General features: G+C 63.4%; 14 protein-coding genes. 6 read left to right on the forward strand and 8 right to left on the reverse strand.

All coding sequences use genetic code 11. From position 1 onward, the window contains the following. The first annotated feature begins 13 nt into the window (after positions 1-13). Positions 14-3,793, forward strand: coding sequence for a bifunctional diguanylate cyclase/phosphodiesterase (locus tag FHR27_RS24030; RefSeq protein ID WP_179539751.1), 3,780 nt, complete (start codon positions 14-16; stop codon positions 3,791-3,793). 1 nt (position 3,794) lies between these two features. Here FHR27_RS24030 and FHR27_RS24035 read toward each other — a convergent pair whose 3' ends face one another. From FHR27_RS24035 to rimA, 4 genes are all read right to left on the reverse strand, one after another. Continuing rightward, entirely contained in the window at positions 3,795-4,691 is an 897-nt protein-coding gene (locus FHR27_RS24035) for a S66 peptidase family protein (RefSeq protein WP_179539752.1), read from the reverse strand. Further along, positions 4,688-5,593 (reverse strand): 30S ribosomal protein S6--L-glutamate ligase, encoded by a 906-nt coding sequence (gene rimK / locus FHR27_RS24040; RefSeq protein ID WP_042554499.1) that lies wholly within the window; start codon positions 5,591-5,593, stop codon positions 4,688-4,690. Before rimK ends, FHR27_RS24035 begins: the two co-directional genes overlap by 4 nt. Further along, positions 5,590-6,057 (reverse strand): retropepsin-like aspartic endopeptidase RimB, encoded by a 468-nt coding sequence (rimB, locus tag FHR27_RS24045; protein ID WP_444964382.1) that lies wholly within the window; start codon positions 6,055-6,057, stop codon positions 5,590-5,592. Before rimB ends, rimK begins: the two co-directional genes overlap by 4 nt. Positions 6,058-6,132: 75 nt before the next feature. Beyond that, positions 6,133-6,924 (reverse strand): S6 modification regulatory phosphodiesterase RimA, encoded by a 792-nt coding sequence (gene rimA / locus FHR27_RS24050; protein ID WP_179539753.1) that lies wholly within the window; start codon positions 6,922-6,924, stop codon positions 6,133-6,135. A 109-nt stretch (positions 6,925-7,033) separates the two neighbouring features. Between rimA and FHR27_RS24055 the strand changes: the two genes are divergently transcribed. Further along, a complete protein-coding gene (locus FHR27_RS24055) occupies positions 7,034-7,447 on the forward strand; it encodes an RNA-binding S4 domain-containing protein (protein WP_042554525.1) in 414 nt (137 codons plus the stop codon). Here FHR27_RS24055 and FHR27_RS24060 read toward each other — a convergent pair. Next, on the reverse strand, positions 7,411-8,235 hold the full coding sequence (locus FHR27_RS24060) for a phosphatase PAP2 family protein (protein ID WP_042554502.1): 825 nt from the start codon (positions 8,233-8,235) through the stop codon (positions 7,411-7,413). The two genes, FHR27_RS24055 and FHR27_RS24060, sit on opposite strands and share 37 nt — an antisense overlap. A gap of 218 nt (positions 8,236-8,453) precedes the next feature. Here FHR27_RS24060 and hslO point away from each other — a divergent pair, with 218 nt between their 5' ends. The 4 genes from hslO (at position 8,454) to FHR27_RS24080 (ending at position 14,487) form a co-directional block, all read left to right on the forward strand. Continuing rightward, positions 8,454-9,341 carry an Hsp33 family molecular chaperone HslO gene (gene hslO / locus FHR27_RS24065; protein WP_042554503.1) on the forward strand — a complete coding sequence of 296 codons (888 nt, stop codon included), beginning with the start codon at positions 8,454-8,456 and terminating at the stop codon, positions 9,339-9,341. A gap of 156 nt (positions 9,342-9,497) precedes the next feature. Next, positions 9,498-11,039, forward strand: coding sequence for a phosphoenolpyruvate carboxykinase (locus FHR27_RS24070; protein ID WP_042554504.1), 1,542 nt, complete (start codon positions 9,498-9,500; stop codon positions 11,037-11,039). Positions 11,040-11,164: 125 nt separating this feature from the next. Beyond that, positions 11,165-13,090: a RecQ family ATP-dependent DNA helicase gene (locus tag FHR27_RS24075; RefSeq protein ID WP_179539754.1), complete on the forward strand. Its 1,926-nt coding sequence runs from the start codon at positions 11,165-11,167 to the stop codon at positions 13,088-13,090. Between the two features lie 68 nt (positions 13,091-13,158). Further along, positions 13,159-14,487 carry an NTP/NDP exchange transporter gene (locus FHR27_RS24080; RefSeq protein WP_179539755.1) on the forward strand — a complete coding sequence of 443 codons (1,329 nt, stop codon included), beginning with the start codon at positions 13,159-13,161 and terminating at the stop codon, positions 14,485-14,487. Here FHR27_RS24080 and FHR27_RS24085 read toward each other — a convergent pair. From FHR27_RS24085 to purD, 3 genes are all read right to left on the reverse strand, one after another. Continuing rightward, positions 14,477-15,361, reverse strand: coding sequence for a LysR family transcriptional regulator (locus tag FHR27_RS24085; protein WP_042554507.1), 885 nt, complete (start codon positions 15,359-15,361; stop codon positions 14,477-14,479). The two genes, FHR27_RS24080 and FHR27_RS24085, sit on opposite strands and share 11 nt — an antisense overlap. A gap of 87 nt (positions 15,362-15,448) precedes the next feature. Further along, positions 15,449-18,232, reverse strand: a complete 2,784-nt coding sequence (locus tag FHR27_RS24090) for a hybrid sensor histidine kinase/response regulator (RefSeq protein ID WP_179539756.1) — start codon at positions 18,230-18,232, stop codon at positions 15,449-15,451. Positions 18,233-18,392: 160 nt separating this feature from the next. Then, positions 18,393-19,682, reverse strand: a complete 1,290-nt coding sequence (gene purD, locus FHR27_RS24095) for a phosphoribosylamine--glycine ligase (RefSeq protein ID WP_042554509.1) — start codon at positions 19,680-19,682, stop codon at positions 18,393-18,395. Between the last annotated feature and the right edge of the window lie 130 nt (positions 19,683-19,812).

Raw genomic sequence — 19,812 nt, forward strand, 5'->3', positions numbered from 1 at the left:
ATATGAGGTCTGCATGCCCCCCACTTCCGAGCGCCTGCCGTTCTGGACATGGTGGTTGCCGCTTCCGGCGTTCCATCTGGCCACGCTGCTTTCCCTGACCACTCAATTCCAGGGTGGTATAGCGATCCTTTATCTGCCTTTTGCCTTGGGACTGGTGCTGACCCTCTGGTGGGGACCCCGCGTGCTGGTGGGGTTGTACGCCAATGCGATGCTCAGCGCTCCGCTCTGGGGGCTCGACTGGCATTGGGCGCCGGTGCATGCGTTGCCGGAGACGCTGGGGGTCGTGTTCTGTTATCTGGCGTTGCGCTGGCGGCCATTCGACGCGGCGTTACCGGATATCAGTCACTTGCTGCGTTTCATCCTGCTGGGCGTATTGGTGCCGACGGCGATCACCTGTCTGGCGCTGCTCGGCAGTTTGCTGCTGCTCCGTGGCCTGTCCGCACAGGGGGCGCCACAGGTAGCTCTGTCGCTCTGGTTGGCTGACAGCCTGACCGCTCTGGTGATCTCCATTCCGTTGCTGACCTACGTCACGCCCTGGTTGCGTCGCCGGGGCTGGTCGGTGAGCGTCGAGGGCATTTCAGCGCCGCTGCAGCAGGTGCCAGAAGTCCTGCGTGCTCTGCCGTCCAGGTCTGTGTTGCTGCTTCTGCTGGTGTGTTTACCGGTACTCCTTGAGCTTCTGCCACTCAGTCTGAAGCTGCCCCTCATTGGTTTGGTCATGCTCAGCCTGGCGTTGGTCTGGGGGTTTGCCGGTGCCTTGTGTGGCGCGGCGATGAGCGTGCTGAGCATTCTGGCATTGCCGTGGTTTCACGGCGTGGCCGCTAATTCGAGCTGGATCGAACCGCAGCGGTTGGAGCTGCACTTCAGCATTCTGTTGCTCACGCTGGCGGCGCTTCTGGTCGGTCGCAGCCTCAGTGATCTGCGCCTGGCTCTTAGCCGTAGCGATGCGATGCAGCGACAATTGGCGCTCGCCAACCTGGCGCTGGACGCCAGCCCGCTCGCCGTGGTGATCGCTGATGCCAGGCGCGAGGATTTGCCGCTGATCTACTGCAACCCCTCGTTCGAGCGTATCACCGGCCATGACGGTCAAGGCAGCCTCGGGCTTGGCCTGCGCCGGTTGCTGCGCGATGAACAGCGCCCTGAAGAGATGCGGGTGCTGGAAACGGCCATTCGCCGTGGTGCCCCGGGTAATGCGGTGCTGCGTTTGCAACGCAAGGACGGTCAGCCCTTCTGGAGCGAAGTGATTCTGGCGCCGATGCATGATGAGTCGGGCCTCAGTCACTTCATCGTCATGCAGCAGGATGTCAGTGCCCGCGAACGGCTGGCGCAGGAGGTAGCCCGCCAGCGCGAGGAATTGCTTCAGCAAAGCCACCTATTCAGCCAGACGGAAGACATCGCCAGCCTGGGTGGTTGGGTGCTCAACCTGCACGACATGAGCATGTATTGGAGCGCGGGCTGCTTCAAGATCTATGAGCTGGATCCGCGCAACGCTACGCTCACCTTCGAAGAGTCGGTGGGTCAGTTCGATGCGGCCGGCCAGGCACTGGCTTATCAGACGCTGCAAAAGATGATCGAGGGTGACGAGCGTTTCGATCTCGAAGTGAAGGTAACGACCTTTCTTGGCAAGACACGCTGGATTCGCCTGCGTGGCGCAGCCGAGCGCGATGGCACGGAATTGGTTCGCTTGTATGGCGCCGTTCAGGACATCACCACGCGACGCCGTACCGAACAGCAACTGCGCGAGCGCGATGATCGCCTGCGGCTGTTCTTCGAAGCGCCGCTGATCGGCATGGCGTTGATCACTCCCACCTTTGGCTGGGAAGAGGTCAACCTCAAACTGTGCGGCATCCTTGGGCGCAGCCGCGAGCAGTTGCTGGCGTGCAGTTGGGAAACCATCAGCCTCCCTGAGGATCTCGAAATTGAGCACCTGCTGCTCGACGATGTGCTGCAAGGCTCTCGCGAAGGCTTCGAGCGCGATCGGCGCTTCATTCGCCCCGACGGTGCGGAGGTGCATACGCGCCTCAACCTGCGTGCCGTGCGACGCGGCAACGGCCGCGTCAGCATGTTCCTTCTGCTGGTCGAGGACATCAGTGCGCGCTTCGAGGCCGAAGCCCGCTACCGCACCATTGTCGAGCATGCCCCCGAAGCCATCCTGCTCTACACCAGAGATGGCGGGATGGTCGACTTCAACGAGAACGCCCTGCGCATGTTCGCCTGTCGTCGCGAGGATCTGCTCAGCCGCCGGCCGTTCGAACTCAGCCCCTTGTTGCAGCCCAATGGGGCGCTGTCCGCCCAGGCCGGCAGGGTGTACGTCGAGGCAGCCCTGCAGGGCGATGCACCGGTGTTCGAATGGACCCACCGCGACAGCAGCGGGCGTCATTTTCCCTGTGAGGTAAGCCTGGTGCGCCTGCCAGGCGAGCCCGCGCTGATTCGCTGCAGCATCTCCGACATATCCGAGCGCCAGCGTTACCAGCGCGAGATCGAACGCCTGGCCTACAGTGATGAGCTGACCGGGTTGCCCAACCGCCGTCTGTTGCTCGATCGCCTGCAGCACGCCATGGACCGGGAAATGCGCGACGGCAGTCTGGGTGCTCTGCTGTTCATCGACCTCGACCATTTCAAGACCGTCAACGACAGCCTCGGCCACCTGGTGGGCGACAGCCTGTTGCGTGAAGTGACAGCCCGTCTGGCAGGCCAGCTTCGCGCCGAAGACACCCTGGCGCGCATGGGCGGCGATGAATTCGTCGTGCTGCTCGAGGCCCTGGACGCCAACCCGCAGTTGGCAGGGGAACAGGCTGCCCTAACCGCGGAGAGACTGCTCAAGAGCCTGGAGGGAACCTGCCTGATCGAGGGGCACGAGCTGGCGGTCAGCGCCAGTATCGGCATCGCTCTGCATCCATTCGGCGAGCAGAACGCTGCCGATGTGCTGAAGCAGGCGGATACCGCCATGTACCGGGCCAAGCAGGCCGGCCGCAATGCCCTGCATTTCTTCGCGCCGGAAATGCAGGCAGCCATCGATCAACGCCTGCAATTGCAGGGTGAGTTGCGCCAGGCGATCGTTCGCAATCAGCTGTACCTGGCCTTTCAGCCGCAATTGCGGCTCGACGATGGGCAGGTCATCGGCGCGGAAGTGCTGGTGCGCTGGGCGCACCCGGAGCGCGGTGAAGTGATGCCAGGCCAGTTCATCCCATTGGCCGAGGAAACCGGGCTGATCAAGGAGATCGGTAACTGGGTGCTGGAGCAGGCTTGCGCTACCTTGCAGCGCTGGCTGCCGGAGTGTCCGCAGTTGGTGCTGGCGGTGAACCTCAGCCCGCGCGAACTGCGCAGCCGCGGTTGCGTTGCCCGTGTCAGCAGTTGCCTGCAGCGTCATGCGGTGCCGGCTGCCGCGCTCGAACTGGAAATCACCGAGGGTGTGCTGCTCGAGGATGTCGAGCAGTGCATCGCCAACATGCAGGCGCTGAAGGCCTTGGGTGTGCGCTTCTCCATCGACGACTTCGGCACCGGTTACTCGTCACTGACCTACCTCAAGCGGCTGCCACTGGATCGTCTGAAAATCGACCGCAGTTTCACACAGGATCTCGGTGCCGGTGAGACCGGCAGTAATACCCTGCTGGTCGAGACCATCCTGATGATTGCCCGTAACCTCGATCTGGAGTGCGTGGCCGAAGGCATCGAAACGCCTGAGCAGCTCGAACACCTCAAGGCACTGGGCTGCGAGTTCGGCCAGGGCTATCTGTTGGGTAAACCGATGGCCGAGGCGGATTTCCGCGCCTGGATAGAGCGGTCGTCAGCCTGAACTACCAGCTCAGGCTTTGCCCCTGCAGCGTGCCCAGTCGCCCATAGGGCCAGGCGAAGTTGGCGTCGCCATGGCCGCTGGGCAGGTCGCCATACAGCGGGATATCGAACGGCGCGAGGTATTCGCCGATGATTTCCTCGATGCTGTGCTGCACGCCACGCCGCGGACAATCGGTGAAACTGCCCAGGCACACCGCTGCCGGGCGTCGTTCGCCGAAACTTTCGAACAGTTGCCAGAAACTGCGCTCCAGGCGGTAGTAGGGCTCGCCGACGTCTTCGAGGATGAGGATGGCATCGGTCGGCAACTGCATGCCCGCGATGGTGCCGCAGCCGCTGGCCAGGGCCGTGAGGTTGCCGCCAACCAGGGGCCCCTGGACGGTAGAGGCAGGGCCACTGATGTGTCTTGCCGGCAGCGAATGGCTGCGACCCTGCAGCAGATCCCAGAGCGAGCGCATGGAGGCCAGGCGTTCATGCTGCCCGCTCGGAGCCGACAGTGCCTGCAGGCCAAGGGCTGTGGTTACCGGGCCATGGATGGCGGGCAGCCCGTTGCGGCCGAACGCGTCGAGCAGCAGCGACAGGTCGGAGTAGCCGATCAATGGGCGCGGGCTGGCGCGCTGCAGCAAGGCCCAGTCAATGCCGGGCAGCAGTTGCGCGCAGCCGTAGCCGCCGCGCAGGCACCAGACGGCGTCGATATTCGGCAGGCTGAACGCCTCGTGCAAGTCGTCCAGGCGCTGCACCTGCGTGCCGGCCAGGTAGCGATGGCGAGCGCGCACATTGCGGCCCAGGTGATAGTCGATGCTCTGCACCTCGAGCTGTGCCAGAGTCGCGTCGAAGACCTCGTCGGCGATCGCCGAGGCAGGAGCGATGAGGGCCAGGCGGCCCGTGAATGCCTTATTCATCCTTTGCCCTTGGTGCGCGTCAGGTTGGGGCCGCCGTTCTTTTCCAGAAACTGGATGATCATCCCGGCGACGTCCTTGCCGGTGGTCACCTCGATGCCCTCCAGGCCTGGCGAGGAATTGACTTCCATCACCAGCGGACCATGGTTGGAGCGCAGGATATCGACCCCGGCCACCGACAGGCCCATGACCTTGGCAGCGCGGATGGCGGTCATGCGTTCTTCCGGGGTGATCTTGATCAGGCTGGCGGTGCCGCCGCGGTGCAGGTTGGAGCGGAACTCACCGGGTTTGGCCTGGCGCTTCATCGCCGCGATGACCTTGTCGCCAACCACGAAGCAGCGGATATCGGCGCCGCCGGCTTCCTTGATGTACTCCTGGACCATGATGTTCTGCTTGAGGCCCATGAAGGCCTCGATCACCGACTCGGCGGCCTTTTCCGTTTCACAAAGGACCACGCCGATGCCCTGGGTGCCTTCCAGCACCTTGATCACCAGTGGGGCGCCATTGACCATGTCGATCAGGTCGGGAATGTCGTCCGGCGAGTGGGCGAAGCCGGTTACCGGCAGACCGATGCCGCGGCGCGACAGCAACTGCAGCGAACGCAGCTTGTCCCGCGAGCGGGCGATGGCCACCGATTCGTTGAGTGGCACCACGCCCATCATCTCGAACTGGCGCAATACTGCGCAGCCGTAGAAGGTCACCGAGGCGCCGATGCGCGGGATCACCGCGTCGAAGCCTTCCAGCGGTTTGCCGCGGTAGTGGATCTGCGGCTTGTGGCTGGCGATGTTCATGTAGGCACGAAGGGTGTCGATCACCACCATTTCATGGCCGCGCTGCTGCCCGGCTTCGACCAGGCGGCGGGTGGAATACAGGCGCGGATTGCGCGACAGCACAGCGATTTTCATTGGGCACCGCTCGGGTCGGGAAGCACGGGTTTGTCTTGTACGTAAGTGAGCGCCGGATTGACCACCAGGTGGCCATCCACCAGCGCCTTGGAACCGAGCAACATGCGATAGCGCATGGTCTTGCGGCTGGCCAGCGTGAACTCCACCGGCCACGATAGATCGCCGAGCATCAGGCTGGTGCGGATCACGTAGCGGCTCTGCGCCAGGCCGTTGGAACTCTTGATGCTCTTGTAGGCCACCAGGCGCGCTTCGCAGCGATGGCGACGCTGTACCTGGGTGCCGATATAGGCAGTGAATCTGACCCAGCGTTCGCCGTCTCGTTCGAACGGTTGGACATCGCTGGCATGCAGGCTCGACGTGCTGGCGCCGGTGTCGATTTTGGCCCGCAGGCCGATGATACCCAGCTCCGGCAGGTTGACCCATTCGCGCAGGCCGATCACGTTGAGGTGGTCGAATGTCTTCAAGAAAGGCTTCCGTTGCGGCTGAGATCTGGCTCTAGGGCGCTCATGGTACTGAAAATGAGCGCTCGTGCGCGCCTGTCAGTGAGTCGAATTCGCGGCGGGCCAAGCCTGCTCCGCAATCGTCGGCAAGCCCATGAACAGCGGCTTGGCGAACAGGTAACCCTGCATCAGATCGATCCCGGCAAAGGCCAGAAAGTCTCTTTCGCCGGCCGTCTCGATACCTTCCGCGATCACTTGAACACCGAGGTCACGGCAGATGGCGATGATGCCCCGCACGATGGCCTGGCGAGCCTTGTCCTGATCTACGCTGCGGATCAGTGCCATGTCCAGTTTGATCAAGTCGGGCTGGAAGTCGGCCAGCAGGGTGAGGCCTGAATGGCCGGCGCCAAAATCGTCGATCGCGGTCTTGAATCCGAACTCCTGATACTGACGCAGGATGTGTGTCAGGTGCTTGCTGTCGCGCATGTGGTCGCTTTCCAGCGTTTCGAAAATAAGCTTGTCCAACGGGAAGTTGTGCTGGCGTGCCGCTTCCAGGGTGCTGCGAATGCACAACTCAGGGCGGTAGACGGCATTGGGCAGAAAGTTGATCGACAGGTAGGTGTCCATGCCTAATTGCATCGCCTCGGCGATTGCCTGGGTGCGACAGCGCTGGTCGAACCGGTAGCGATTATCGTCGTTGACCCGCTCCAGCACGCTCATCGCGCCTTCGCCCGCCGTACCGCGAACCAGTGCTTCATGGGCGAACACCTGCCGGGTGCGAACGTCGACGATGGGCTGGAAAGCGAAATGAAAGTCGAAATCCAGTGGCGGGCTGCTCTGGCAGCCGCGACATTTTTCGGGATGGGTAAGATCGCTGGGGAAGTGGGTCACTGCTGCTCCGATATAGCGTTTGCACGATCAATGCTTGTGTCCGTATGACAATATGGACAGGCTGATGTGGCAGCGAAATTGTGATGGCAATTCAATCAACGGTGAGGTGATGGTGGCAAAGCAGGATGCCGATGACAAGGTACGCTTGGACAAGTGGCTGTGGGCCGCGCGCTTCTTCAAGACGCGTGCGCTGGCCAAGGCGGCGATCGAAGGCGGCAAGGTGCATTGTCGTGGTGAGCGCTGCAAGCCGGGCAAGGAGCCGAAGGTAGGCGAGGAGTACGTGATTCGCACCGGTTTCGAGGAACGTACGGTGATCGTGCAGGCGCTGTCGGTGGTGCGCCGTGGCGCACCGGAGGCGCAGACGCTGTATGCCGAGACCGGCGAGAGCATCGTGCGACGTGAGCTGGCTGCCGAACAGCGCAAGGCTGGCGCCCTTGGCGTACAGACCGAGGGGCGACCCAGCAAGAAGCAGCGTCGGCAGTTGTTCTACCTGCGCGGCGGTTCGGGCGACTGGGTGGAGTAGCCGCCAGCGATCACACTGAGTGAGCGCAGCACGGGCGCCTTTGCCAGGCTGCGCATCAGTGGCGAGGTCAGGCGCTCGATGGCTGCACTGGCGCGCGAGGCCAGCGGTGTATAGCAGCTCCAGGCGATACCCAGCACACTGAGCAGCACGCCGCCGACCAGGGCATCCGCGCCCCAGTGCGCCCCGGCCACCAGACGCGGCAGCATGCCGATCACCGCCACCGTCCAGACCAGCGCACGGCGCCAGCCGCTGACGAAGAAGCTGCAGAACATCGCCCAGATCATCAGCACCGAGGCGTGGTCACCGGGGAAACTGCGACTGGCGCTGTCCTTCAGGTCCCAGCGTTCCTCCCAGGCCGGGAACATTTCGGTGAGCCGTGCGCTGCCTTCCACCAGCAGCGAGGGACTGGCGTGTTGCCAGTTCATGTACTCGACGAGGTCGGCGAACAGCACGCGCATCAGCAGCATGACGGTCAGCGCCACCAGAAAGGCATAGAAGCCGGTACGCACCTGTGAGGCCGGAAATATGAGGCCGGCGCGCAGCATGATCGCCAACATCACCAGGCCTACGCCGGCGTCCACCGGACGCATGCTGCCGATGGCCCAGATGTGCGCCCACAGGCCGGCGGCATGCACCGGGTCGTTGAGCAGGTGGAACAGCCACAGGTCGAACTGATTCCAGTAAGTACGAGTCACCGGCCACAGCCAGCTGGCGAACAGCAGGGCGATGAGCAGATGGCTGATGATCAGCGCGCGAGGGCGCCATCGGGCATTTGAACTGAGGTGCATGGCGTGAGGGCTTTCGAGGAAAACCGCCGATTCTAGGCAGCCTGGGCGCCGCCTTGGTGGCTTTCAGGCTCTCGTTCAGCCTTCGTTCAGCGGAGCGCGCCTCAGCCGTTCTTCGCATTCAGCTTGGTCGGCGCCGCGTTTGCGCCTAAAATTGCCGGCCTCCAGGCCAGGGGCGCCGTCCGCTGGTCTGCTACGCATCCTTGAGCAGGCGACTCGTTATGTCCGACTTCACCCAACGCTTTCTTTTCGACGACACCGATGTGCGCGGTGAACTGGTCGGGCTGTCCGGCAGCTATCAGCAGGTGCTGGCCAAGCACGACTACCCGCGTCCCGTTGCGCAACTGCTCGGCGAATTGCTGGCTGCAGCGTCGCTGCTGGTCGGTACGCTGAAGTTCGATGGCTTGCTGGTGCTGCAAGTGCGCTCCGAAGGGCCGGTGCCACTGCTTATGGTGGAATGCTCGAGTGACGGTGAGGTGCGCGGCATCGCCCGCTACGAAGCCGAGCGCATCGCCGATGGTGATGGTCTATTGCAATTGATGCCCGAGGGGGTGATGGCCATGACGGTGGATCCGAAACAGGGCCAGCGCTATCAGGGCATCGTTTCTCTCGATGGCGACACGCTGGCCGACTGCCTGACCAACTATTTCGCTACCTCCGAGCAACTGGCCACGCGCTTCTGGCTGTGTGCCGACGGCCTGCGTGCTCGCGGCTTCCTGTTGCAGCAACTGCCTGCCGATCGTCTTACCGATGACGAAGAGCGCGCCGCCAGCTGGGAGCACCTGGTGACCCTCGCCGACACCCTGCAAAACGAGGAATTACTGGGCCTGGACAACGAAACCCTGCTGCATCGTCTCTACCATCAGGAGGCGGTTCGCCTGTTCGATCCACGCCTTATCCAGTTCCGTTGTAGCTGCTCTCGTGAACGCTCGGCCAAAGCGCTGGTCAGTTTAGGGCAGGCCGATGCCGAGCTGCTGCTCGGCGAGCACCACGGCCGCGTGGAAATCGACTGCCAATTCTGCAACGAGCGCTATGGCTTCGATGCCGCCGACATCGCCCAGCTGTTCGCCGGTGGAGGCAGTCAGCAGCCCTCTGACACCCGTCATTGAGGGCCGCTAGCAACGCGCAGCGTGTTCGGATTGGGGGGGCTGCCCTCGCAGTTCCCTTTTCTGGCATAATCCGCGCACTTTTTTAGCTGTAGTCCTGCCTCGTGCATGACTACAAAACGTTTGGAAGACTCGGCCGTTCGGCCGACGGGGACTCACATGACGCAAGCCAACAACGCTGTGTACACCGACATCAGCACTGCTCAACTGGTCGAAGAAGCCCTTCGTCGCGGTGAAGGTGAACTGGCGTCCACTGGTGCTCTGGTTGTACGCACCGGCCACCGTACCGGGCGTTCTCCGGTCGATCGTTTCATCGTCGACGAGCCGAGCACGTCGGCCGATATCGGCTGGGGCCCGATCAACCGCAAGTTCCCGGCTGACAAGTTCGATGCCCTGTGGGATCGCGTTCAGGCGTTCTCCGACGCCCAGGACAGCTTCGTTTCCCACGTCCATGTAGGCTCCGCCGAAGCTCACTACCTGCCCGTCAAGATGACCACTGCCACGGCCTGGCAGAATCTCTTCGGCCGTCAGCTGTTCATCGAGCCGACCCAGTACAACCCGTCCGCCAAGCAGGAATGGCAAGTACTCAACGTGGCCAACTTCGAATGCGTGCCTGAGCGTGATGGCACCAACTCCGACGGCTGCGTGATCATCAACTTCGCCCAGAAGAAAGTGCTGATCGCCGGCATGCGTTACGCCGGTGAAATGAAGAAAGCCATGTTCAGCGTGCAGAACTTCCTGCTGCCGGCTGCCGACGTGCTGCCGATGCACTGCGCTGCCAACATCGGCGAAGAGGGCGATGTCACCCTGTTCTTCGGTCTGTCCGGCACCGGCAAGACCACCCTGTCCGCCGACGAGAGCCGTTACCTGATCGGTGACGACGAGCACGGCTGGGGCACCGGTGTGGTGTTCAACATCGAAGGCGGTTGCTATGCCAAGTGCATCGACCTGTCCGAGAAGAACGAGCCGGTCATCTGGAAAGCCATCAAGTTCGGTACCGTGCTGGAAAACGTGGTGCTCGACGAGCAGCGCGCGCCGGACTACACCGACGACAGCCTGACCCAGAACAGCCGCGCCGCCTACCCGCTGGAATTCGTCGAGAAGCGCAGCGAGAAGAACCTCGGTGGCGAGCCGAATGCAGTGATCTTCCTGACCTGCGACCTGACTGGCGTGCTGCCACCGGTGTCGATCCTCAACGAAGAGCAGGCGGCCTATCACTTCCTGTCCGGTTACACCGCCCTGGTCGGTTCTACCGAAATGGGTTCGGGCCCTGGCATCAAGTCGACCTTCTCCACCTGCTTCGGCGCACCGTTCTTCCCGCGCCCGGCTGGCGTTTACGCCGAGCTGCTGATCAAGCGCATCCAGGCGTTCGGCTCCAAGGTCTATCTGGTCAACACCGGCTGGACTGGCGGTGGCTATGGCGTCGGCAAGCGTTTCAACATCCCGACCACCCGTGGCGTGATTGCAGCCATTCAGAGCGGCGCGCTGATCGGTACCGAAACCGAGCAACTGCCGATCATCAACCTGAGCGTGCCGAAGGCCGTTCCGGGCGTCGAGACCAACCTGCTCAACCCGCGCAACACCTGGGCTGACAAGAACGCCTACGACGAGGCCGCCAAAGGCCTGGCCAAGCTGTTCATCGACAACTTCACCAAGTTCGATGTCAGCGATGCCATCAAGAGCGCCGGCCCGCAGCTGTAAGCTCGCCACGTTCTGACAAAGCCGCCCTCGGGCGGCTTTGTCATTTATGGCTGGCGCGGTCTGTAAAACGCTTCCCATACACGCTACGGTTATTGGCCATCAGGCGGTCAATGGAGTGACAGCACATGCCCAGTACCCTCGAACGTGTCTTCGGTTTCAGCCAACTGCGTCCCGGCCAGGAAGCGGTGATCAGCGCCGTGCTCGCCGGCCGCTCCGCTGCGGCGATCTTTCCCACCGGCTCGGGCAAGTCCCTGTGCTACCAGTTGCCGGCATTGCATTTGCCGCACCTGACTCTGGTGGTCTCGCCGCTGCTGGCCCTGATGCAGGATCAACTCGCCTTTCTGCATCGGCACGGCATCAGTGCGGCCAGCATCGATTCGGCGCAAAGCCGCGAGCAGGTCAGCGAAACCATGGCCAAGGCCAAGTCCGGCGAGCTGAAGATCCTGATGATTTCGGTCGAGCGCCTGAAGAACGAGCGGTTTCGCAACTTCATCGCCGGCGTGCCGATTTCCCTGCTGGTGGTCGACGAGGCTCACTGCATTTCCGAGTGGGGCCACAACTTTCGTCCGGACTACCTGAAACTGCCGGATTATCAACGCCAATTCGCTATCGCTCAGGTGCTCCTGCTCACCGCCACGGCGACGCCGCCAGTGATCGCGGACATGCAGAAGAAGTTCGCCATCGCGGCGGATGACGTGGTCACCACCGGTTTCTATCGGCCCAACCTGAACCTGCTGGTCGAGCCCGTGGCGGGCCGTGACAAGCAGCGACGCCTGCAGCAGTGGCTGGGTGCCAGGAAGGGCGAGCCGAGCATCGTTTATGTCACCCAGCAGAAGACCGCGGAGCAGGTCGCCGAGCAGCTCGCTCAGCATGGGCTGTCCGTCAGTGCCTACCATGCCGGTATGGGGCATGAGGTCCGTGAGGCGATCCAGCGCCGCTTCATGGCGGGTGAGCTGGGTTGCATCGTCGCGACCATCGCCTTCGGCATGGGCATCGACAAGCGTGACATCCGCAACGTGGTGCATTTCGATTTGCCCAAGTCGGTGGAGAACTACAGCCAGGAGATCGGCCGCGCCGGGCGCGACGGTGAATCCTCCGACTGCCTGGTACTGGCCAACCGCGACAGCCTCAACGTGCTGGAGAACTTCGTCTACGGCGATACGCCGGAGCGTGGTGGCATCGTCAGGGTGCTCGAGGAGATTCGCGACAACGCCAGTGGCGACCAGTGGGAAATGACCATCAATGCGCTGAGCGATCAGAGCAATATCCGCCAGTTGCCGCTCAAGACGCTGCTCGTGCAACTCGAGCTGCGCGGCATCATCGCGCCGCGTTATGCCTACTTCGCCGAATACCGTTTCAAGTACCTGATCGAACCCGAGGCCTTGCTGGCGCGCTTCGAAGGGGAGCGACGGCAGTTCGTCGAGGCCATCGTCAACGCCTCGACGCGGGCGAGAACCTGGTGCACGGTGGACTTCGAGGCCCTTTATCGCGGCCATCAGGCCGAGCGCGCGCGGGTCGTCAAGGCGCTGGACTTCTTTCAGGAACGTGGCTGGGTCGAGCTGGAAAGCAAGCAGATGACCGATGTCTATGCCGTGCTGCAGGGCTTCGACACCCAGGCCCTGGCGGACGAGCTGCACGGTTATTTCCTCGCTCAGAAAGGCAGCGAAATCCGTCGCATCCAGGCCATGCTCGAATTGTTCGCCAGTGAGCAGTGCCTGAGCCATCGCCTGGCGGTGTACTTCGGTGACGAGCGCGCGCCACGGCAGTGCGGCCACTGCTCGGTCTGTCGCGGCCAGGTCGCCCGCTTGCCCGAGCCTCCATCACTGGTGCCACTGGCCGGTCGTGATCGTGGCTCGCTGTGTGGTGCGTTCATCGGCAAGTACCAAAGCGTCCGCGGTGGTGAATTGCCCAGTAACGAATGTCTGGCGCGCTTTCTGTGCGGCATCAGCGTGCCGCTGTTCACCCGCCTCAAGGCCCGGCAGATCAGTGGTTTCGCGGAGTTGGAGGACTATCCGTACAGCGAGGTCAGGGCCTGGTTGAGCGCAGGTTGAGCCGGCTGCCGAGATACGCCTCGCCCGAGTAGGCCATACTGCAACGCTTCGACCCCGAGAGCGTTGCCATGTCCCTTCCTCTGCCGCAGCGCGTGGCCCGCGCGATCAATGCACAGCCTGGTGAGCTGGCAGCCGCTCTGGCGGGCTTCGCACTGTTTTTCTGCCTGTTCTGCGGCTACTTCATGCTGCGGCCGATCCGGGAGTCCATGGGTATTCAGGCCGGTGTGGAGAATCTGCAGTGGCTGTTCACCGCCACCTTCGTGGTCATGTTGCTGGCCGTGCCGTTGTTCGCCTGGCTCAACTCCAGGGTGCCACGCATCCATTTCATCGATTGGGTCTACGGCTTCTTCTGTCTCAACCTGCTGGCTTTCGCCGTGGCGTTCAGTGTCATGGCCGAGAGTCTGTGGACGGCGCGGGTGTTCTACGTGTGGATATCGGTCTACAACCTGTTCGTGGTGTCCGTGGCCTGGAGCCTGATGGCCGACGTGTTCGATTCGCCGCAGGCCAAGCGGTTGTTCGCCTTCATCGCCGCGGGTGCCAGCGTCGGTGGCCTGGCCGGCCCGGCGCTCAGTGCGCTGCTGGTCGGCACTGTCGGTGCCAGTGGCCTGGCGTTGCTGGCGGCGTTGCTGCTGGCCGGAGCCTTGGCGCTCAAGCATTTCCTGATGGGCTGGCGCGAGCGCGCCGGAGCAGGGCGGCCGGGCGCCAGTCAGGCAGAAAATCCACGGCGACCGGTGGCAGGCAATCCGTTCAGCGGCATGACGCGGGTGTTCCAGTCCTCCTACCTGCTGGGGATATCCGCCTTCGTCATCCTGCTTGCCACGGTCACCACCTTTCTGTACTTCGAGCAGGCGCGGCTGGTGGCCGAGCTGTTCCCGGACCGTGACGAGCAGGTGCGGGTGTTCGGGCTGATCGACTTCGTGGTGCAGGCTGGAGCGCTGCTGGCACAGTTGTTCATCACCGGTCGGGTCGCTCAGCGCCTGGGCGTGCGCGCGTTGCTGGCGGCGGTGCCGGTGCTGATGTGCGTGGGCTTTCTCGCGTTGGCCATGGCGCCAACCTTCGCCGTGCTGGCGGGGTTGATGATCGTACGGCGCATCGGTGAATACGCGTTCGTGCGGCCTGGGCGGGAAATGCTCTTCGCGCCGCTGGATGCCGAGAGCAAGTACAAGGCCAAGAACTTCATCGATACCGTGGTCTATCGCGGTGGTGATGCGGTCAGCGGCTGGGCGAAAAGCCTGATCGACATGCTCGGCTACGGCGTGGCGCTGATCGCGGTGATCGGAGCGCTATGCGCGGCCATTTGGGGGCTCCTCGGCTGGTACCTGGGCGGGCGCGCCGATCGTGGTGAAACCGGTGCGCAGACGCCGCCCGAGGGCAGCGAGGCTCCGCTCAAAGGTTGATCAGTTCGCGCGCCTCGGCGAAGCAGGCTTCGGCCAGTGCCGAGCGTGGGGCGCTGCGGCGCATGATCAGCCCCAGTGGCGCCAGGGTATGGGCGTCTTCGATGGGCGTCAGCACCAGCTCATTGGTGAATTCGGCAAGGCCATTGCGCAGCGGCATGATCGAGCAGCACAGGCCGGCGCTGACGGCCTGCAGCAATTGGTGAACGGCATCGGTTTCCAGCTTCGGCAGGGGCGTCAGTCCCCGTGAGCGGAAGCTGTGGTCGATCGACTGGCGGAAATGCATGCCGGCAGACAGCAGCCCCAGAGGCAGGTCGATCAGGCTTTCCCAGCGCAGCGTGGTTTCCGCGAACTGGAAGTGGCGCCGGTCGTACAGCAGTCCCATGCGTGTAGCAGCCAGCTCCAGGCTGTCGAAGTGCTCACGGTCGAGACGGTCGAGGTAAGACAGCCCGAGGTCGAGCTGATTGCTGCCCAGACGTTCGAGAATCTGGTCGCTGCTCAACGCGAACAGCTGGAAGCGCAGCCCGGGATGCTGCTCGGCGAACAGTTGCACCAGGTCCATCGGGTCGAAGCCGGACAGCGGCACCACGCCGAGGCGCAGGGTGCCGACCAGCTGACCGCGACAGGCAGCCGCCTCGGCGTACAGCCCGTCGTGAGCGGCCATCAGGCTACGGGCCCAGGCGAGGATGCGTTCACCCTCCGCGCTGAAGCCCTCGAAGCGCTGCCCGCGGCGCACCAGCTCCAGCCCCAGCTCGTCTTCCAGATTGCGCAGGCGCATCGACAGCGTCGGCTGCGTCACGTGGCAGCGCGCGGCAGCCTGGCCGAAGTGGCGGGTCTCGTCGAGGGCGATCAGAAACTTGAGCTGCTTGATATCCATGGGCGCTTCGTCGGGGCTTGGGCGGCGCTGGCGAAGCGCGTGGAGAGCGCCCTTATCAAGGGCGCTGACGCAATTCTAGCAGTGCAATCAGGAGTGGACGGTGTCGTCTTCAGGCTGGGCCTGGCGCTCGCCCACCCAGTATTCGATCAGGTCGCGCAACTGTGACATTTCCACCGGCTTGGCCATGTGACCGTCCATGCCGACCAGCCGTGCGCGCTCCTTGTGTTCGTTGAGGATGTGCGCGGTAAGCGCGACAACCGGCGTGCGCTGGCGGCGCTCGGCGATTTCCCAGGCGCGCAGCTGTTCGGTTGCGGAGAAGCCATCGAGCACCGGCATCTCGCAGTCCATCAATACCAGATCGTAGCGCTGTGCCTTCATCGCGTTGAGGGCTTCCTCGCCGTTGCTGGCCGTGTCGGGCTGCACATTGAGCTTGCCGAGCATGCCGCGAATCACCTTGGTGGAAATGCTGTTGTCCTCGGCGACCAGTATGCGGAAGTCGTCGGGCACCACCAGCGTCGTGGTGCTGGCACTGGTGCTGGGTACCTGGCCATGTTGCCGTTGGGCCAGCTCGTCGGCCAGGGTCGCCTTGAGGGTGTAGCCTGCCACCGGCTTGGCGAGGATGCGCTTGATGCCGGCATTGCGCGCGATGATCTTGCTTGGCGCATGGCTGATGCCGGTAAGCATGATGATCAGGATATCGTTGTTGAGGCTCGGGTCTTCCTTGATCTTCGCCGCCAGTTGCATGCCGCTCATGCCGGGCATTTCCTGATCGAGCAGCACCACGTCGAAGTATTCGCGCATGTGCGCCTTGGTGCGCAGCAGCGCCAGCGCCTCCTTGCCCGAGGGTACGCTGCTGACGTTCATGCCCCAGGCATTGCACTGTTGCAGCAGCACCTTGCGGCAGGTGTCGTTGTCGTCCACCACCAGCAGGCGGGTGCCTTGCAGGGTGCCGTCGATATCGGTACCCGGCTGCTGCAGGCGGGCGTTGTCCAGTGGCAGGGTCAGCCACAGGGTCGAGCCCTGATTGCCGCCGCTCTGGATGCCGAACTCGCCACCCATCAGGCGGATCAGCTGACGGGCGATGATCAGGCCCAGGCGCCCCCCCAGGCGCGTGGCCGACAGGAAGTCACGGCTCTGCAGCTCGGTGTTGAGCAGCGCTTCGCGCTCGCTGGCGTTGAGCGGGTGCCCGCTGTCCTGCACGGCGAAGCGCAGGCGCGGTTGTTCGCCGCTGGTATCGAGCGCCACCACCAGGAGAATCTCGCCCTCGCTGGTCTGCTTGAAGGCGTTGTCGAGCAGGCTCAGCAAGGTCTGGCGCAGGCGCGTCGGGTCGCCGCTGACGATCCTTGGCACCTGGGGCTGGATGAAACTGATCAGCTCGATCTTCTGCAGTTCGGCCTTGGCGCGGAAGATATCCAGGCAGTCCTCGGTCAGGGCGTTGAGGTCGAACTGCACGTCGTCCAGTTCGATCTGCCCGGACTCCAGTTTGGAGATGTCGAGAATCTCGTTGATCAGGTTGAGCAGCTCGTTGCCGGAGCTGTGAATGGTCTGCACGTAGTCGCGTTGTTTCGCCGACAGCGGTGTGCCTAGCAGCAGCTCGGTCATGCCCAGCACCCCGTTCATGGGCGTGCGGATCTCGTGGCTGATCTTGGCCAGGAACTCGGCCTTGGCCTTGAGTTCCGCATCATTGGCGGCCAGTGCCGTGCGTGCCCGCGAGGCCGCACGCTGCAGCTGGCGCTGATGTTCGGCCAGCGCAGCGCTGAGCACCACGCCGCTGAGCGTGGCGATGGTGAACACCCCGGTAACCAGCCAGCCAGGGTCGAGCTGGTTGAAACCGAGCAGAACGGGGATGAACAGCCCGAAGCCAACGTTGAACACCACCATGCCACTGACGATCAGCCGTGCCGACTGGTAACCGTTATGCCAGTGCACGCCGCTGACCAACAGTACGCTCAGGGTGCCCAGCAACACCATCAGATACACCAGGGCGCTGTACCAGAGCAGGCCGGTGATCAGAATGGTCAGGCCCAGCGCCAGGGTCAGCAACGCATGGCCCTGCAACAGCCAGTTGAGCTTGCTGCGCTGCATCGGCGTACTGCGAAAGAAGCCGAGGGCGAAGGCTGACAGGCAGAACGCGGCGATCAGTGCGCTGATATCGGCGATCAGCGACTGGTTGTACCCCAGGCGCGGCACCCAGACCGCGAGCATGCCCAGGTTGGCCGCCGCACAGGTTGCCAGGCCTGCGTGCAGCCCTGCCAGCCAGAGGCTGCAGGCCGAGCGCGCGTAGGCGAAGCGGATCAGGTTGTAGACCACCACCAGCAGCAGGGCGCCGAGCAGGGCGCCAAACAGGTAGGCGGGTTTTTCCAGGCTGACCAGTTCGCTCTCGTCGATAACCTTGAACCAGGCCATCAGCGGATGGTTGGAGGTCATCCGCACATAGACTTCCCGCGCCTGGCCGTCATTGGGCAGGGACATCAGGTAAGCGCGCGAAGGCAGTGGTCGCGAATTCAGCGGCATCGACTCGCCGGTGTGCACGCTCTGCTCGACCTGGGTGCCCTGCAGCAGGTAGTAATCGAGGAACTGCACACGCGGAGCGAACACCCACAGCCAGTACGGTGCCTGATGTTCGGGCACGTCGAAGCGCAGCCAGACGGCTTTCTGGCTGGGTGGATAGGTGAAGGCGAGGTTATCGAGGGGGAGGAACTGACTGCGCCGCTCGCGCACGTCATCGAGATCCATCTGCGCGCTTTCGTCGACGAAAACCGACCAGCCGGTCGCATAGGGTGTCGAGACTCGCTGCGCCGCGCTGCTCGAAAAGCAGACACCGGCCAACAGCAGGCTGACGAGTAAACCTATGGCGATCCTGAGCCGCACGTGGCAATCCCTTTGAGGTTATACGCTGAATTATAGCCCGCCGTGGTGGCGCAGACTATGACACGGAGACGCTATCCTGACAGCCAGGGCTCGCCGACGATCCGCGAGCCTCGGGGTATTGCCGACAGGCGGCATCGATTGATGCCGCCGTCTTGTTACATCAGTTTTCGCCACGCTCGCGAGCGATCGCGCGATAGCCGATGTCGTTGCGGTGGAACATGCCGTTCCAGCGAATCTTCTCGGCCAGGCGGTAGGCCTGCTGCTGGGCGTCGGCAACGCTGGCGCCGATGGCCGTGGCGCAGAGCACGCGGCCGCCAGCCGTGACGATCTGGCCGTCCTTCAGCGTGGTACCGGCGTGGAACACCTTGCCTTCGAGCGCAGCGGCGTCGTCCAGGCCTTCGATCACGTCGCCCTTGGCGTAGTCGCCAGGGTAGCCGCCTGCAGCCAGAACGACGCCGACGGTTGGGCGTGGATCCCAGCGCGCTTCGACCTTGTCCAGTGCCTTGGCCAGGGCCGCCTCCACCAGCAGCACCAGGGAGGACTCCAGGCGAACCATGATCGGCTGGGTTTCCGGGTCGCCAAAGCGGCAGTTGAATTCGATGACCTTGGGCTTGCCGGCCTTGTCGATCATCAGGCCCGCATACAGGAAACCAGTATAGACATTGCCTTCGGCTGCCATGCCGCGCACGGTCGGGTAGATGACTTCGTCCATCACGCGCTTGTGAACGTCGGCGGTAACTACCGGCGCGGGCGAGTAAGCACCCATGCCGCCGGTGTTCGGGCCACTGTCGGCGTCGCCAACGCGCTTGTGGTCCTGGCTGGTGGCCATCGGCAGCACGTTCTCGCCGTCGACCATGACGATGAAGCTGGCCTCTTCGCCGTCGAGGAATTCCTCGATCACGACGCGCGAACCGGCTTCGCCAAAGGCATTGCCGGCGAGCATGTCGCGCACGGCATCTTCGGCTTCCTGCAGGGTCATGGCGACGATCACGCCTTTGCCGGCAGCCAGGCCGTCGGCCTTGATCACGATCGGTGCGCCTTTTTCACGCAGGTAGGCCAGGGCAGGCTCCACTTCGGTGAAGTTCTGGTAGTCGGCGGTAGGGATGTTCTGGCGCGCCAGGAAATCCTTGGTGAAGGCCTTGGAGCCTTCCAGTTGGGCGGCTGCGGCGGTGGGGCCGAAGATATCCAGCTTGCGGGTACGGAACAGATCGACCACGCCTTTGACCAGCGGGGCTTCCGGGCCGACGATGGTCAGCTGTACGTTTTGCTCGGCGAAATCGGCCAGCGCCTGAATGTCCAGGACATCGATGGCGACGTTCTCGCATTTGGCTTCGGTGGCGGTGCCGGCGTTGCCCGGGGCGATGAATACTTTCTCGACACGCTTGTCCTGCGCCACTTTCCAGGCCAGGGCGTGTTCACGACCGCCGCTGCCGATGATCAATACGTTCATGTCTCTCTCCCTATGGAGGCGGGCCTTGAGCCCCCGCGGTGGATAAGCGAAGCGTTATCCACCCTACGAATTGCGAGGCTGCGATGAAGCCGGTAGATGCCAGGCGCCCTGGGTTTCGACAAGCGGAGTT

Origin of the sequence: Pseudomonas flavescens (assembly GCF_013408425.1) — a bacterium.
Classification (GTDB): Bacteria; Pseudomonadota; Gammaproteobacteria; order Pseudomonadales; family Pseudomonadaceae; genus Aquipseudomonas; species Aquipseudomonas fulva_A.

Coding starts and splice junctions, on each gene's coding strand:
- FHR27_RS24030 (WP_179539751.1), top strand. CDS start 14: ATGCCCCCCACTTCCGAGCGCCTGCCGTTCTGGACATGGTGGTTGCCG.
- FHR27_RS24035 (WP_179539752.1), bottom strand. CDS start 4,691: ATGAATAAGGCATTCACGGGCCGCCTGGCCCTCATCGCTCCTGCCTCG.
- rimK (WP_042554499.1), bottom strand. CDS start 5,593: ATGAAAATCGCTGTGCTGTCGCGCAATCCGCGCCTGTATTCCACCCGC.
- FHR27_RS24055 (WP_042554525.1), top strand. CDS start 7,034: ATGGTGGCAAAGCAGGATGCCGATGACAAGGTACGCTTGGACAAGTGG.
- FHR27_RS24060 (WP_042554502.1), bottom strand. CDS start 8,235: ATGCACCTCAGTTCAAATGCCCGATGGCGCCCTCGCGCGCTGATCATC.
- hslO (WP_042554503.1), top strand. CDS start 8,454: ATGTCCGACTTCACCCAACGCTTTCTTTTCGACGACACCGATGTGCGC.
- FHR27_RS24070 (WP_042554504.1), top strand. CDS start 9,498: ATGACGCAAGCCAACAACGCTGTGTACACCGACATCAGCACTGCTCAA.
- FHR27_RS24075 (WP_179539754.1), top strand. CDS start 11,165: ATGCCCAGTACCCTCGAACGTGTCTTCGGTTTCAGCCAACTGCGTCCC.
- FHR27_RS24080 (WP_179539755.1), top strand. CDS start 13,159: ATGTCCCTTCCTCTGCCGCAGCGCGTGGCCCGCGCGATCAATGCACAG.
- FHR27_RS24085 (WP_042554507.1), bottom strand. CDS start 15,361: ATGGATATCAAGCAGCTCAAGTTTCTGATCGCCCTCGACGAGACCCGC.
- purD (WP_042554509.1), bottom strand. CDS start 19,682: ATGAACGTATTGATCATCGGCAGCGGCGGTCGTGAACACGCCCTGGCC.